12 protein-coding genes and 2 tRNA genes are annotated in these 14,214 nt (G+C 60.5%); 6 read left to right on the forward strand and 8 right to left on the reverse strand.

Features of this window, described 5'->3' with window-relative positions:
* Nucleotides 1-71 precede the first annotated feature (71 nt).
* Nucleotides 72-731: a ribosome biogenesis factor YjgA gene (gene yjgA / locus Q0O99_RS15540; RefSeq protein WP_293752887.1), complete on the forward strand. Its 660-nt coding sequence runs from the start codon at nucleotides 72-74 to the stop codon at nucleotides 729-731.
* Nucleotides 724-1,320, forward strand: coding sequence for a molybdopterin adenylyltransferase (gene mog, locus Q0O99_RS15545; protein WP_293752888.1), 597 nt, complete (start codon nucleotides 724-726; stop codon nucleotides 1,318-1,320). The genes yjgA and mog overlap by 8 nt, the downstream gene beginning before the upstream one ends.
* Before the next feature lie 25 nt (nucleotides 1,321-1,345).
* Here the strand turns inward: mog and ispF are convergent, their stop codons facing one another.
* Together ispF and ispD are read right to left on the reverse strand one after the other, a co-directional pair.
* Nucleotides 1,346-1,828 carry a 2-C-methyl-D-erythritol 2,4-cyclodiphosphate synthase gene (gene ispF, locus Q0O99_RS15550; RefSeq protein ID WP_293752889.1) on the reverse strand — a complete coding sequence of 161 codons (483 nt, stop codon included), beginning with the start codon at nucleotides 1,826-1,828 and terminating at the stop codon, nucleotides 1,346-1,348.
* Nucleotides 1,825-2,550, reverse strand: a complete 726-nt coding sequence (gene ispD, locus Q0O99_RS15555; RefSeq protein ID WP_293752890.1) for a 2-C-methyl-D-erythritol 4-phosphate cytidylyltransferase — start codon at nucleotides 2,548-2,550, stop codon at nucleotides 1,825-1,827. The genes ispF and ispD overlap by 4 nt, the downstream gene beginning before the upstream one ends.
* Before the next feature lie 236 nt (nucleotides 2,551-2,786).
* Here ispD and mfd point away from each other — a divergent pair, with 236 nt between their 5' ends.
* The 4 genes from mfd (at nucleotide 2,787) to Q0O99_RS15575 (ending at nucleotide 9,438) form a co-directional block, all read left to right on the forward strand.
* On the forward strand, nucleotides 2,787-6,293 hold the full coding sequence (gene mfd / locus Q0O99_RS15560) for a transcription-repair coupling factor (RefSeq protein ID WP_293752891.1): 3,507 nt from the start codon (nucleotides 2,787-2,789) through the stop codon (nucleotides 6,291-6,293).
* Between the two features lie 141 nt (nucleotides 6,294-6,434).
* Complete coding sequence (locus Q0O99_RS15565; protein ID WP_293752892.1) at nucleotides 6,435-7,406, forward strand: tripartite tricarboxylate transporter substrate binding protein; 972 nt, start codon at nucleotides 6,435-6,437, stop codon at nucleotides 7,404-7,406.
* A 10-nt stretch (nucleotides 7,407-7,416) separates the two neighbouring features.
* Entirely contained in the window at nucleotides 7,417-8,391 is a 975-nt protein-coding gene (locus tag Q0O99_RS15570) for a zinc-binding dehydrogenase (RefSeq protein WP_293752893.1), read from the forward strand.
* Nucleotides 8,392-8,472: 81 nt separating this feature from the next.
* Complete coding sequence (locus Q0O99_RS15575) at nucleotides 8,473-9,438, forward strand: tripartite tricarboxylate transporter substrate binding protein (RefSeq protein ID WP_293752894.1); 966 nt, start codon at nucleotides 8,473-8,475, stop codon at nucleotides 9,436-9,438.
* 251 nt (nucleotides 9,439-9,689) lie between these two features.
* On the opposite strand, the gene Q0O99_RS15580 is transcribed toward Q0O99_RS15575, so the two are convergent.
* The 6 genes from Q0O99_RS15580 to pgsA all read right to left on the reverse strand — a co-directional run bounded on the left by Q0O99_RS15580 (nucleotide 9,690) and on the right by pgsA (nucleotide 14,214).
* Nucleotides 9,690-9,765 (reverse strand) — tRNA-His (locus tag Q0O99_RS15580).
* Between the two features lie 54 nt (nucleotides 9,766-9,819).
* Entirely contained in the window at nucleotides 9,820-11,736 is a 1,917-nt protein-coding gene (locus Q0O99_RS15585) for a SurA N-terminal domain-containing protein (protein ID WP_293752895.1), read from the reverse strand.
* Nucleotides 11,737-11,797: 61 nt separating this feature from the next.
* A tRNA-Val gene (locus Q0O99_RS15590) sits at nucleotides 11,798-11,873 on the reverse strand.
* A 14-nt stretch (nucleotides 11,874-11,887) separates the two neighbouring features.
* Nucleotides 11,888-12,160, reverse strand: a complete 273-nt coding sequence (locus Q0O99_RS15595; RefSeq protein WP_019428312.1) for an HU family DNA-binding protein — start codon at nucleotides 12,158-12,160, stop codon at nucleotides 11,888-11,890.
* A 283-nt stretch (nucleotides 12,161-12,443) separates the two neighbouring features.
* Complete coding sequence (locus Q0O99_RS15600; RefSeq protein ID WP_293752896.1) at nucleotides 12,444-13,529, reverse strand: tartrate dehydrogenase; 1,086 nt, start codon at nucleotides 13,527-13,529, stop codon at nucleotides 12,444-12,446.
* Nucleotides 13,530-13,644: 115 nt separating this feature from the next.
* The gene (gene pgsA / locus Q0O99_RS15605) at nucleotides 13,645-14,214 is read right to left on the reverse strand and encodes a CDP-diacylglycerol--glycerol-3-phosphate 3-phosphatidyltransferase (RefSeq protein WP_293752897.1); all 570 of its coding nucleotides are present in this window, start codon (nucleotides 14,212-14,214) and stop codon (nucleotides 13,645-13,647) included.

Raw genomic sequence — 14,214 nt, forward strand, 5'->3', positions numbered from 1 at the left:
GGCCCGCAGTGGCCGCTATGATACTTGCCACCCAGCCCCAGCGCTGCATCTGAAAAAGAGTTCCCCCATTCATGTCCCGTAAACCCAAAAAAGGCTACTTCGTGCGCGGTCAGTTTGTTGCCGAAGGCAGCGAGCTGGACCTGGAGTACAAGCGCGAGCTCAAAGGCGGCCTCGACGGCCCCAGCCGCACCGAACTCAAGCGAGAAAGCACCGAACTGCAAGACCTTGGCACCGATCTGCTGACTTTGCGCAAAGACCTGATGGAGGGCCTGGCGCTGCCTGACAAACTGGTGGATGGCCTGGCCGAAGCCAAGCGCATCACCAATTTTGAAGGCAAGCGCCGCCAAATGCAGTTCATTGGCAAGCAAATGCGCCTGCTCAGCCCTGAAACTTTGCAGACCGTGCGCGAGGCCCTGGACATCCAGCGCCTGGGCAGTGCCAAAGACACCCAAGCCCTGCACCTGGCCGAAGCCTGGCGCGACCGCCTGATCGCCGATGACGAGGCCGTGGGCGAATGGATCGCGCACTACCCGCAAACCGACATGCAGCAGCTGCGCGCCCTGGTGCGCCAGGCCCGCAAAGACGCTGTACCAGTGAGCAATGCCGCCGTTTCGCAAGGCCTGGCCCCGCGCCAAGGCCGCGCTTACCGCGAGCTGTTCAAGCTGGTGCGCAGCGTGCTGACTGGCGGCGAAAGTGACCACACCCCCGATGAGGACGCTGAAGATGAGTGAATCCCTGTTTGACCCGGTCAAGATCGGGATCGTGTCCATCAGCGACCGGGCCAGCACCGGTGTGTACGAAGACAAAGGCCTGCCTGCATTGCAAGACTGGTTGACCCGTGCGCTGCACAACCCGGTCACCTTCGAGCCGCGCCTGATTCCCGACGAAAAGGAGCGCATCAGTGCCACCCTGATCGAACTGGTCGATGCCGGTTGCAGCTTGGTGCTGACCACTGGCGGCACGGGTCCTGCCCTGCGAGATGTCACGCCCGAAGCCACGCTGGCCGTGGCCGACAAGGAAATGCCCGGCTTTGGCGAGCAAATGCGCCAAATCAGCCTGAAATTTGTGCCCACCGCCATCCTGTCGCGCCAGGTGGCCGTGATCCGAGGCCAAAGCCTGATCATCAACCTGCCCGGTCAGCCCAAATCCATTGCCGAAACGCTGGAAGGTCTGAAAGACGCCGATGGCCAAGCCGTGGTGCACGGCATTTTTGCGGCCGTGCCTTATTGCGTGGATCTGATTGGCGGGCCTTACATGGAAACCAAGGGCGAGGTGTGCCAGGCGTTCAGGCCCAAAACCGCCATTCGCCCAGCCCGCTGAACGCGGGGCTCGGTCTGCCGTGCCCTCAGGACGGCTTGTGCAACAAAGCCACGGCACGCGCCTCGATGCTTTGGCCCATGCCCACCGGCCCCAGCTTTTCTGCGGTCTTGGCCTTCACGTTCACCTGATCCAACGCCACACCCAAAGCCTTGGCCACCCCCGCGTTGATGGCCGCCATGTGCGCGGCCAATTTGGGCGCTTGGGCCACGATGGTGCTGTCCACATTCACCAACTCCCAACCTTGCGCCCGCACCCGGCGCATGGCCTCTTGCAATAAAACGGACGAATTTGCGCCCTTGAACTGTGCATCCGTGTCCGGAAAGTGCCGCCCAATGTCGCCCAAGCCTGCTGCGCCCAGCACCGCATCGGTGATGGCGTGCAGCAGCACATCGGCGTCTGAGTGGCCCAACAGGCCCGACGTGTGGGGTATCTCGACCCCGCCCAAAATCAGCTGGCGCCCTGGCACCAGGGCATGCACGTCCCAGCCTTGTCCCACGCGGATGTTCATGTTCTGCCTTTCAAAACCACCTCGGCAAACGCAAAGTCGGCTGGGTAAGTGACTTTCATATTCTGGGCCGAGCCGGGCACCAGACGTGGCGAGAGGCCCAAGCGTTCCATCGCACTCGATTCGTCGGTGATGCCTTCAAAACCATGGATGGCGGCCTCTGCCAAGGCAGCATGCAAAGCCCCGAGGCGAAACATCTGCGGTGTTTGTGCCAACCATTTGTCTTCGCGGGGCACGGTGTGGGCCACGCGGGCGGTCCGGCCGTCCAGGGTGTGCGCCTTGAGGGTATCGGGCAGCGGCAAGGCCAGTAAGCCGCCCACGTCGTCATCCCGACAAGACTCGACCAAGCCCGATACCGCTTCGGGTGTGATCAGGCAACGCGCCGCGTCGTGCACCAGCACCCAATCTTGAGCGGCTAAGCCCGCGTGCAACATGGCGCTCAGGCCGTTGAAAACGCTCTCGGCGCGGGTCGCGCCACCACAGGGCACGCGCCTGAAATGCTCGGGCCAACCCGATGAGGGCCACGCGAATTCATCGCCCGCTGACACCACCAGCCAGCCACTGGCCAGTTGTGGCACTTGCGCCAAAGCCTGCACGGTGTGCATGACCATGGGTTGCCCCGCCACCCTTTGGTACTGCTTGGGTTGCACCGTGCCCGCACGGCTGCCCGTGCCGGCGCAGGGGATGAGGGCGTGAAAACGTGGCGAGGTGGTGCGGTCGGTCATACTTTGCCATTGTAGTTTTGTAGGTCGGCGGCTTCAGCCCCGACATGGGCCGATGGTGCGCAAACATGTGTCGGGGCTGAAGCCACCGACCTACTGAACACAGTGGTTGACGTCACCAGTCCAACGGCCAAACAGCTCTAAGCCTCTAAAATCAGGCCCATTCGATCAATTCTTCACCCCCCTCCTTCTTGGCGGGGGGTGATTTGCTTTTTTAATCGCCTTTGCCAATCGCCACCATGCAACTGCCCAGCCTGATCACCGGCAAACGATTCACCCTGCCCCGCCCCGCCGGATCGGCCGATGCCGTGCTGCTGGCCCAGTTGGCCGAGCGCGATAAAAAGGCGGGCAAGCTCACCGCCATCGTCACCGCCGACGCGGCCGACGCCCAGCGCCTGATGGACGAGCTGGTGTTTTTTGCACCCGGCCTGCGCTGCGTGATGTTCCCGGACTGGGAAACCCTGCCCTACGACACCTTCTCGCCTCACCAAGACCTGATCAGCGAACGCCTGGCCACGCTCTGGCGCATCCAGCAGCGCAACCATGCCGAAAGCGCCGACGTGGTGCTGGTGCCCGCCACCACCGCTTTGTACCGGTTGGCCCCACCGTCATTTTTGGCGGGCTACACCTTCGAGTTCAAGGTCAAGCAAAAACTCGACGAAGCCCAGCTCAAGGCCCAGCTCACGCTGGCGGGTTACTCGCATGTGAGCCAAGTGGTCAGCCCCGGCGAATACGCGGTGCGCGGCGGGCTGATTGACCTTTTCCCCATGGGCTCGCTGGTGCCGTACCGGGTGGATTTGTTTGACGACGAGATCGACTCCATCCGCACCTTCGACCCGGACAGCCAGCGCAGCCTTTACCCCGTGCCCGAGGTTCGGCTGCTGCCCGGACGCGAGTTCCCGATGGACGAGGCGGCCCGCGCACGCTTTCGCAGCCGCTGGCGCGAACTGCTGGAAGGCGACCCGACCAAAAGCCGCATCTACAAAGACATGGGCAACGGCGTGGCCACGGTGGGCATCGAGTACTACCTGCCGCTGTTTTTTGAAGAAACGGCCACCGTATTTGACTACCTGGGCGCGGGCCCCAATGCCACTCAAGCCGATGCGGCCACCGTGGTGCTGCACGGCGATCTGGAGCCCGCATTCCAGCGCTTTTGGCAAGACACCAAAGACCGTTACCGCCTGGTGCAAGGCGATCCCGAGCGGCCCGTGCTGCCGCCCGATGCGCTTTTTTTGAGTGCCGAGCAGTTTTACACACTGACCAACGGCCATGCGCAACTGGCACTGCGAACCGGCACGCAGGACGTGGCCGACAACACCCTGGCTCAACCCCTGCCCGAGCTGACCGTGGTGCGCGGGGCCGAAGACCCGCTGGCCCGACTGCAAGCGCACATCCACAGCGGCAACACCCGCGTGCTGATCCTGGCCGAAAGCGATGGCCGCCGCGAAAGTCTGCTCGACTTTGTGCGCTCCAGCGGCCTCACGCCCCCGGTGTTCGAAAGCCTTGAAGATTTTTTGACCAGCGACGAAAAAGTCGGCATGGCCACGGCGGCCTTGGTCAGCGGTTTTCACTGGTTTGAGCACGGCATTGATCTGGTCACCGAAACCGAACTCTTTGCCGCAGGGGCCACCACGCGCCGCCGCAAAAAGCAAGAGCAGGTCAGCGACGTCGAGGCACTGATCAAAGACCTGAGCGAGCTGAACGTGGGCGACCCGGTGGTGCACAGCCAGCATGGCATTGGCCGCTATCGGGGCTTGGTCAACATGGACATGGGCCAGAAAAACGAAGACGGCACGCCCGCCCTGCAAGAGTTCTTGCACCTCGAATACGCGGGCGATGCCACGCTGTATGTGCCGGTGAGCCAACTGGAACTGATTGGCCGTTACACCGGCGTGAGCGCCGACGAAGCGCCGCTGCACAAGCTGGGCTCTGGCCAATGGGAAAAAGCCAAACGCCGCGCCGCCGAACAGGTGCGCGACTCGGCCGCCGAGTTGCTGAACATCTACGCCCGCCGCGCCGCACGCGAGGGCCACCCCTTCCGCTACAGCCCGCAAGATTACGAGACCTTTGCCAACGACTTTGGCTTTGAAGAAACCGCCGACCAAAAGGCAGCCATCCACTGCGTCATTCAAGACATGATCAGCCCGCGCCCGATGGACCGCCTGGTCTGCGGCGATGTGGGTTTTGGCAAGACCGAAGTGGCGCTTCGCGCCGCTTTTGTGGCGGTGACCGGCGGCAAACAAGTGGCGATTCTGGCCCCCACCACCCTGCTGGCCGAGCAGCACTTCCAGACCCTGAAAGACCGCTTTGCCAAATGGCCCGTCAAAGTGGCCGAGGTCTCGCGCTTTCGCTCGGGCAAAGAAGTCACCGCTGCACTCAAAGGCATTGCCGATGGCACGGTGGACATCGTGGTCGGCACGCACAAGCTGCTGAGCGAATCCACCAAGTTCCATGACCTGGGCCTGCTCATCATCGACGAGGAGCACCGCTTTGGCGTGCGCCACAAAGAGTCCATGAAAGCCCTGCGCGCCGAAGTCGACGTGCTCACGCTCACCGCCACGCCCATCCCCCGCACCATGGGCATGGCCTTGGAAGGTCTGCGTGATTTGAGTGTGATCGCCACCGCGCCCCAGCGCCGCTTGGCCATCAAGACCTTTGTGCGCAACGAAGGCACGGGCGTCATCCGCGAGGCGGTGCTGCGCGAACTCAAACGTGGCGGCCAGTGCTACTTTTTGCACAACGAAGTCGACACCATCGAAAACCGCCGCCAAAAGCTTGAGGAAATCCTGCCCGAAGCCCGCATCGCCGTGGCCCACGGGCAGATGCCTGAGCGCGAGCTGGAGCGCGTCATGCGCGACTTTGTGGCCCAGCGCTACAACATCTTGCTGTGCTCGACCATCATCGAAACCGGCATCGACGTGCCCACGGCCAACACCATCGTGATCTCTCGCGCTGACAAATTCGGCCTGGCCCAACTGCACCAGCTGCGCGGGCGCGTGGGTCGCTCGCACCACCAAGCCTATGCCTATTTGATGGTGCCCGAGATCGAAGGCCTGACCAAACAAGCTGCCCAGCGGCTCGACGCCATCCAGCAGATGGAGGAACTGGGCAGCGGCTTTTATTTGGCCATGCACGACCTGGAGATCCGTGGCGCGGGCGAGGTTTTGGGCGAAAACCAGAGCGGCAACATGCTCGAAGTGGGCTTTCAGCTGTACAACGAGATGCTGTCCGAAGCCGTGCGCTGCTTGAAGTTGGGCAAAGAACCCGATTTGCTCAGCCCCCTGTCGGTCACGACCGACATCAACCTGCACGCCCCCGCCCTGCTGCCCAACGACTATTGCGGCGACGTGCACCTGCGCCTGAGCTTTTACAAAAAGCTGGCCACCGCCAAAACCAGCGACCAGATCGACGCCCTGCTCGAAGAGCTGGTCGACCGCTTTGGCAAACTGCCCCCGCAAGCGCAAACCCTGGTGGACGTGCACCGCCTGCGCGTACTGACCCAGCCCTATGGCGTGATCAAGGTCGACGCCGCCCCGGGCGTGATCCAGATCACCTTCAAGCCCAACCCACCGGTGGACCCCATGGCCATCATCGGCCTGATCCAGAAAAACAAACACATCAAGCTGGCGGGTAACGACAAAATCCGCATCGAACGCGAACTGCCCGACCCCAAGGCGCGGGCGCAGATGGTGCGGGATGTGTTGCGGAGTTTGGGCACGCCGAAGACTGAGGCGATGGTGGCCTGACCGAGTGGCTTGCTGGGGCTCTGCTCAGCGGCTTTGGGTGATCCCTAATAGCTGCCATAATAATTTTGCGCGGTCGGATTTCTGATCCTTCGCGACGAGAAAATAAAGGTGGCGCTCCTTAGGGCCCACAGGAGACAAACGATGCCGCTTCAGATTTTCCGCCGCAGCCGCCGTGTGCTGCTGCTTGCTCTTGCCACCTTGGCGCTCGGCACCTCGGCCCAAACTTGGCCCGAACGCCCGATCAAGCTGGTGGTGCCTTTCCCGCCGGGCGGCGGAGCCGATACGGCCGCCCGCATATACGGCGAGAAGCTGTCGGGGCTGCTGGGGCAGCCCGTGCTGATCGACAACAAGCCAGGCGCCAGCGGCAACATCGGCGCCGAACTGGTGGCGCGTGCGCCTGCCGACGGCTACACGTTGCTGTTCGCCAACGAGTTCTTGGCCACCAACCCGCTGATGTTCAAAGAGATCCGCTACGACTCGCTCAAAGACTTTGTGCCCATCGCGAAAGTGGCGAGCAATGCCGCTGCCATCGCGGTGCACCCCAGCCTAGGCATCAAGACGATCCAGGAACTGATTGCTCTGGGCCGAACTAAAAACCTCAACTACGCGTCACCCGGCGTCGGCACCGGGCCGCACCTGTTCGGTCAGCTGATCGCGATGCAGACCGGTGCGAAGTTCACCAACATCCCTTACAAGGGGTCGGCTCCGGCCACGGCGGATGCGGTGGGCGGACAGGTGGACTTCATCATCTCCACCTTATCGCCCATGGTGCCGCACTTCAATTCCGGCCGACTGCGCGGCCTGGCCATCACCGGCGGCAAGCGCTCACCGCAAGCACCCGATGTGCCGACGCTGATCGAATCCGGCTTGATCAGCCAGAAATACGAAGTCTGGTACGGCGTGGTGGCACCTGCCGCTGTGGCGCGTCCCATCACCACGCGGCTGCAACAGGCGTCCGCGCAGGTGCTGCGCGACCCTGAGTTGCTGAACAAACTGCGCAATGCCGGCTTTGACGTGGAGCCAAGCATTGGCGACGACTTTGGGGCAGAACTGCGCGCGGACATGGATCGCTGGGTGCGCGTCATCCGCGATGCCAAAATTCCTCGCGAATAGGAGAAAGAACATGAAATCATGGTGGATCAGAACGGCCGACAATGCGATGGCTCTGGAGCTGCGCGACATACCCATACCGCAACCGGGGCCCGGTCAGGTGTGCATTCGCATCCGCACGGCGTCGCTCAATCGTGGCGAGTTCATCGCGGGCCACGGCCTGCACACGGCGGCTACGGCACGGCCCGCGGGTTTCGAGGCGGCGGGCGAAGTGACGGCGCTGGGCGCAGGTGTCACGCGCTGGAAACTGGGCGACCGGGTCATGGGCCGCTGCGACGGCGCTTTCGCCGAGCACGGCTGCATGGTGGCCGATGAAGTGTTCGTGGCCCCAGAGCGCCTGACCTGGGAACAGGCGGCTGCCACAACGGTGGTGTTCCTCACTGTGTACGAAGCCTTGATGGCGCATGGCCGTTTGGCTGCAGGCGAAACGATGCTGGTGACCGGCATCTCGTCGGGCGTAGGCGTGGCGTCGCTGCAGGTCGGCAAGGCCCTGGGTGCGCGGGTGATCGGCACCTCTGGGTCATTAGAAAAACTTGAGCGCCTGAAGGCGCTGGGCCTCGATGTCGCGTTGCACACCCGTGCGCCCGACTTCGTCCCAGCCGTCATGCAGGTCACCCAAAACCAAGGCGTGGACCTGGTGGTGAACACCGTCGGCGGCAGTGTCTTTGCCGCCTGCATCGAAGCCATGGGTTTCCAGGCGCGACTGGCCATGGTGGGCTATGTCGACGGTCAGGTCGATGCGCGCATCGACCTCGGCGCGCTGCACAGCAAGCGGTTGCAGTTGTTCGGCGTGTCCAACAAGATGCGCAACATGTCTCACCGCATTGCCGCAGCTCAGGCGCTGGAGCGCGACCTGCTGCCCATGTTGGCCGATGGCCGCGTGACGCCATTGGTCGACCAGGTATTCGCGCTCGATGACCTGCCAGCCGCACAGCAGTGCATGCAGAGCAACCAGCACCTTGGCAAGCTGGTGGTGCGCGTCGACTGATCAGCGGCCGTCACAGACTCGCTGGCATGACCCATTCAAATGGCTAAATTCCCTTTCCCTCAAACCACTCGGAGACTCAGGATGATCAAGCAATTAACCGCCATGGCGCTGGCACTTGCCGTTGGATTGGCCACACACGCCCAAGCTCAGGGCTACCCAAACAAACCCATTCGCGTGGTGCTGGGCTACACCGCAGGCGGCGCAGCGGACGCTGTTGCGCGCCCGCTTATGCGGGTGCTTGAGCCGCTGCTGGGGCAAGCCATCATCGTCGAACCCAAGCCGGGCACTGCGGGCGGCGTGGCTGCGGAGTTCATCAGCAAGGCGGCACCGGACGGTTACACACTTTACCTTGCCGATGGCGGGCCCTTCACCACCGCGCCACACCTGACCAAAGTGGGCTACCACCATCTCAATTCGTTCACCCACATCGGCCATGTTTGCAGCACGGGCAGCATCATGGTGGTGCACCCTTCCTCGCCATTCAAGAGCGTGGCCGACGTGGTAGCGGCTGCGAAAAAAGAACCTGACAAATGGAGCTACGGCACCTCGGGCATTGCCGGTCCACACCACTTTTCCGGCGAGTTGCTCAAAAGTGTCGCCGGCGTGAACCTGCTGCACATTCCCTACAAGGGCGGCGCGCCAGCGATGACCGACCTGATGGGCAACCAGGTGCCCATGCTGTTTTCTTCACTGGCTGCGGCCGTGGGTCCCTACAAGTCCGGCAGGCTGCGCGCTCTTGCGGTGACTTCGCCCAAACGTTCAGGCGCCTTTCCCGATGTTCCCACCATGGACGAGCTCGGCTACAAAGGTTTTGATTCCACCGGTTGGTTCGAGCTGATGGGCCCGGCTGGCATGGCGCCGGAGCTCGTGGCGCGGCTGTCACAGGCGCTGCTCAAGGCGGGCGAAGACAAAAACCTGCAGGAGCAATTCAAGCAGCTGGGTTGCGACGCGGAATTTCTAACGCCAGCGCAGACCGTTGAGAAGGTCAAGAGCGACTATGCCAAATGGGGCAAAGTCATCAAGGACGCCAACATCAAGGCCGAATGACACCCAAGTTGCGCGCCCCGCAATGCGATCCAGGGAAAACCATCGGCAATTCAAACACATCGGCGGCACTGTTTTATGGGGTCAAGACCAGGCCCCCTCAGTTCTGGACACCACCTGAGACTGAGGAAGTGCAGCGGCCAGCAATGAAAAAGTCAGCGGCGCTCACACACAGAACATATTAAAAGTGACTACATCAGCCAAATCTCACAAAACAAAAAGCCCGGCGAACCGGGCTAAGTGCTTGATTTTAGTGGGGTGGCTGATGGGGCTCGAACCCACGACAACAGGAATCACAATCCTGGACTCTACCAACTGAGCTACAGCCACCACGAAGCGAAAATTATAACCCGAAGTTGGGTGAGAATTTCTGTGCTTTGAGAATTATGAAGCCGTCTTTTCTTTGGGTTTTTTGACCTTGATCTCCACCTTGAACTGGCTCTTCAGGTGTGAGAGGTAGGCGCTGGCTTCCGCATTGCCCAGCAAACGCGCGAATTGCTCGCGGCTTTGCGCTTGCTGCTGTGCATTGGACTCTTCGCGTGCCACCACTTTGTTCACCCGCACCAAGGCGAAGCCTTGTGCGCCCAAGTCGACGCCCACCAAGACAGGCATCGCTGCCGGATCAGCGCGCAGGGCAGCGTCCACCAAGGCTTGGGGCTGGCCCTGCGCTTGGTCACGAGAAACCACCAAGGCATTGCCCAGTTGGGCTTGGGCGGGCTGGGCCTTCCATTCGTTCAGGCGAGCTTGGCCTTCGGCCTTGGCCAGGGCCTGCGCTTGCTCCAACAAGAATTGGATACGCACCGCGTCTTTGACATCGGCATAGGGCCGCACCGCTGCCGAGCGGTAATTGACGATGCGTGCAGAGACCAAAGTGTTGTTGCCCAACTCAATGGCCGCCGTGTTGCGGCGCTTGCTGATGGAATCTTCTGCAAACAAGGCTTCTAAAATTTTGGGGTTGGCCATCACGCCAGCATTTGCAGAAGTGGGGGTGCGGCCCAGGCCTTGCGCTTGCTGGATGTTGAGCTTGAGCTTCTCGGCCACGGGCTTGAACGTGTCGGCTTGCTCGTAAACGCTGTTGCTGAAGTTCTCCGCCAATTCTGCAAATTGACGCTTGGCTTGTTGTTCGCGCAAGTCAGCTTCCAGCTTGGGCCGCAAGGCTTCCAGGCTGGGCGTGGCGGGCGCCTTGATGTCGGTGAGCATGATGATGTGAAAACCAAACTCGGACTCCACAACGGCGCTGATTTCGCCTTTCTTCAACGCAAAAACGGCGTCTTCAAATGCCTTGACCATGGCCCCTTTGGCAAAGAAGTCCAGGTCGCCGCCATTGGCCGCTGAACCCGGATCGTCCGAATTTTTACGTGCCAATTGGGCAAAACTTTTAGAGTCTTTGCGCACGTCCGCCAGCAAGCCGTCTGCTTTGGACCGGGCTTTTTCTCGCTCAGCGGCAGGCGCATCTTTGGCCGCATTGATCAGGATGTGGCTGGCTCGGCGCTGCTCTTGGCCAGTCAGTCGCTGCAAGTTTTGCTCGTAATAGGTTTTCACGTCCTGCTCAGGCAACTGAATGTTTTTGGCCAAGGTGGCCGCATCGAGCACGAGGTATTCCACATCGGCCGACTCTGGCGAGCGAAAGCGATCTGACTGGGCCTGGTAAAACTTTTCCAGATCGGCCTCTGTGACTTGGACCTTGGCCGCAAAAGTGTCAGGCGCAAAGCGTTGGATCTGGATTTCTCGGCGCTGCAAAAAGGCTTGCAACGCGGTGTCTGTTTGGCGCTGGGAAGCCACGGCCGAGGCCTGCAAACTTGCCAAGACCTGTTGATTGGACAAGTCCCGGCGCACACGCGCCTCTAACATTTCTGGTGTCATGCCCTGTGTGGCTGCCAGTTGACGGTAGCGTTCCATGTCCAGCTTGCCATCCGGTCCGCGCAGGCCGGCGATTGACGGGTCTTGCTGCAAGTAGTTGGCCAAGCGTTGGTCGCTGGTGACGAGCAACTGCTTTTCTGCAACCACAGCGATCAATCGGTCATTGACCATGCGCTCCAAGCTGGCGTAGCGGGCCTCGTCCGAACCCAGCAGTTTGGCGTCCAAGTTGGGCGCTGAGGCGCGGATGCGGTCCACTTCCTGTTGGTGCATCGCATCCCATTCTTGCTGGGTAATTTCAATGTCACCCACTTTGGCGACCACAGCACCACGGTCACTCATGTTGCTGTAACCATCCACACCAAACAAAACAAATGAAGGAATGATCAGCACAACCAACAAGCCCATGAGGATCTTGGAATTATTGCGGATGGTGTCAAACATGTCTGAAGTCTCGGGTTGTCAATAAAAAAGGCGAACCTGGGGTTCGCCTTCGTTTGAGAGGTGGTGGGCGCTGACGGTCTCGAACCGCCGACCTACTCCGTGTAAAGGAGCCGCTCTACCAACTGAGCTAAGCGCCCTCTCACATGTGCTTTCAGTTCAATGCGTCTTTCAGGCCCTTGCCTGGACGGAACTTTGGCACATTGGCTTTTTTGATTTTAATCGCAGCGCCCGTACGGGGGTTGCGGCCTGTGCGTGCGGCACGCTTGCCCACGGCAAAAGTACCAAAACCCACCAAGGAAACTGTTCCCCCTTTTTTCAGGGTAGTGCGCACTGCGCCCATGGTGGCTTCGAGGGCACGACCGGCGGCAGCCTTGGACAAGTCAGCGTGCTTGGCAATGTGTTCGATCAATTCTGTTTTGTTCACAATAAACCTCTGGTTGTTAGCGCTGGAAGGACCGAAGTTTGGACTGAAATCGGACCCCATAGCGTGGGCATGTTGATGAAATTTTTTGAGGCCACGACAGCCTGAAGTGATTAAATCCAGACCTTGTGGGTCTGTCAATCGCATTCATGCGTGGCCATATTGGCGTTGGATTCTAGCCTTGAAAATAGTGCTTCATAAAAGCATTAAGATTATTTTATGTCCAGCCCCGTCCAGTTGGCTTGAATGCTCACTTTTGGGACCATGCGCTTGAACAACCGCCTGCTCAAAGCGCCTGCTCGATGGCCCGACCCACATCTGCCGTAGAGGCATTGCCACCCAAATCTGGCGTGCGTGGCGCATCGCCACCCGCAGCCAAAACCTTCTCGATAGCGGCCAGCACCGCATCGTGTGCGTCTTTGTGACCCAAAAACTCCAGCATCATGGCGCCGCACCAGATTTGTCCAATCGGGTTGGCAAGCCCCAAGCCCGCGATGTCCGGAGCCGACCCATGCACCGGCTCGAAAAGCGATGGGAACTTGCGGTCTGGATTCAGGTTGGCGCTGGGCGCAATGCCGATGGTGCCCGTGCAGGCAGGTCCCAAGTCGCTCAAGATGTCACCAAAGAGATTACTGGCCACCACCACATCAAAAAAGTCAGGGCGCTGCACAAAGTGGGCTGTGAGGATGTCGATGTGGAACTTGTCCACGTTCACGCCCGGGTAAGCCTTGGCCATCTCGGCCACACGCTCATCCCAATACGGCATGGTGATGGCAATGCCATTGGACTTGGTGGCGCTGGTCAGGTGCTTCTTGGGACGGGTTTGGGCCAGCTCAAACGCAAACTTGAGCACCCGGTCCACACCGATGCGGGTCATGATGGATTCCTGCATCACGATCTCGCGCTCGGTGCCCGGGAACATGCGCCCCCCCACGCTAGAGTATTCGCCCTCGGTGTTTTCCCGCACGATGTACATGTCGATCTCGCCCGGCTGGCGAGCGCTGCCGTCGCGGCGCACCACCGGCGCGATGATGCCGGGCATGAGTCGCGCTGGGCGCAAGTTGATGTATTGGTCGAACTCTCGGCGGAACAACAAAAGTGAGCCCCACAGCGACACGTGGTCCGCGATTTTGGCGGGCCAACCCACGGCGCCAAAGTACAACGCATCGTGGCCGCCGATCTGGTCTTTCCAGTTGTCGGGCAGCATCTGACCATGCTTTTTAAAGTAATCCCAGCTTGAAAAATCAAAGTGATCAAAGTGCAGGTCAATGCCAAACTTGCGTGCTGCAGCATCCATCACGCGCAGGCCTTCGGGCATGACTTCTTTGCCAATGCCATCTCCGGGAATGACAGCGATGCGGTGCTTGCTCATGTGTAGAACTTTCTAGATTTGAATAAATGGGCGGGGCTTCAAAAAGAAGAGCTTAGCAACAAAGTGGCGGACCGGTGTCGCCTCTGACCCCAGCGTCGGGCTCAGCCCACCCTGCTCATTTCACGCGGGCTCGGATTTCAGGCAGGGCCTTTTTCATGTAGTAGACCATGGACCAGATGGTCAAAATGGCTGCAATCAGGATCAGCACCGCCCCCCAGTCGCGGGTGTCGATCGCGCCGAACACAATCCCGTCGTACAACAAGAAGGGAATGGCCACCATCTGCACCGTGGTCTTGAGCTTGCCCACCATGTGCACCGCCACGCTCTTGCCTGCGCCAATTTGGGCCATCCACTCACGCAGCGAAGAAATCGCGATCTCGCGGCCAATGATGACCAAGGCGATCAGCACATGCACCCGGTTCATGTGCACCAAAATCAGCAAAGCCGCACAGACCAAAAACTTGTCGGCCACCGGGTCCAGAAAAGCCCCGAAGGCCGAGGTCTGGTTGAGCTTGCGGGCCAAAAAGCCATCCAGCCAGTCGGTCCAGGCGAACAAGACAAACATCACCGTGGCGATCAGGTTTTGTGTTTCGACCTTCAGGCTGTCCAGGTAATACACGCCAATGATCAAGGGAATCGCGACTATGCGCGTCCAAGTCATGATGGTGGGAATGGTGAAAAACAT

This window comes from Limnohabitans sp. Rim8 (assembly GCF_945901735.1).
Taxonomy (GTDB): domain Bacteria; phylum Pseudomonadota; class Gammaproteobacteria; order Burkholderiales; family Burkholderiaceae_C; genus Limnohabitans_A.